The 713-nt window shown below is 70.7% G+C and carries 2 protein-coding genes; one reads left to right on the forward strand and one right to left on the reverse strand.

Going from position 1 to position 713, the window contains the following annotated elements; translation table 11 throughout:
• The coding region (locus tag A5697_RS10605; RefSeq protein WP_156673242.1) for a TetR family transcriptional regulator at positions 1 to 158 on the reverse strand (158 nt) is incomplete at its 3' end.
• 142 nt (positions 159 to 300) lie between these two features.
• Here A5697_RS10605 and A5697_RS10610 point away from each other — a divergent pair.
• Positions 301 to 713 (forward strand): TetR/AcrR family transcriptional regulator (locus tag A5697_RS10610; protein WP_156673243.1); only part of this gene is annotated, 413 nt, incomplete at its 3' end.

A 713-nucleotide genomic window follows, 5' to 3' on the forward strand; every position in this document is an offset into this window, starting at 1 on the left:
AGGCTGGCGCTCGTGACGTTCGCGGTGCGAGCGATCTCACGGATGGTGGCTCGCGAGTATCCCACCGTGGCCACACAGCGCATGGCGGCGACGATGATCCGCCGGCGGGTCTCCTCGCCGCTGGCGCCGACCGGGCGCCCACGCTGCGCCCGCGTCACCGTGCTCTCCCCACTCGCGCGTCCTGTCCGCCGGCTCTCGTGCCCGACACCGTCGAATATAATCGAGTGATCGATTAGTTCCGGCTTCCGCGCGGAGGTGCGCAGTGTGTGATGGACCGGCCCGCGGCGGGTTCCGCGCGGCATGAGCGTCGCACCGTCGCAATTGGGCCGCCCGGTGGGCGCCGACGGGGAGCAGACGCGTTCGCGCATCATCGCCGCGGCGATGCGGTGTGTGGCCGAGATGGGCTACTCCCGCACCACGATTCGCGAGATCGCTCGCACCGCGAACGTCACGAGCGCCAGCCTGTACAACTACTTTCCGAACAAGGCCGAGTTGATCAAGGCCGCGATCGCGGCACGCACCGACGTCGCGTTGCCCCGGCTGCGGGCGGCCGCCGCGGGCCCCGGGACCGCCATCGATCAGATCGAGGCGGTGCTCGACGAATCGGGCCGGCTGATGCGCGAGTATCCGGATCTCGCCGCCTTCGAGTGGGTGATCCGCGCCGAGGGCGTGGCCGACGCCGATTCGCGGTTCGCGGGGGGCGCGCGGTTTCA

The sequence above is a fragment of the Mycobacterium sp. E3251 genome (assembly GCF_001666835.1).
Lineage (GTDB): Bacteria > Actinomycetota > Actinomycetes > Mycobacteriales > Mycobacteriaceae > Mycobacterium.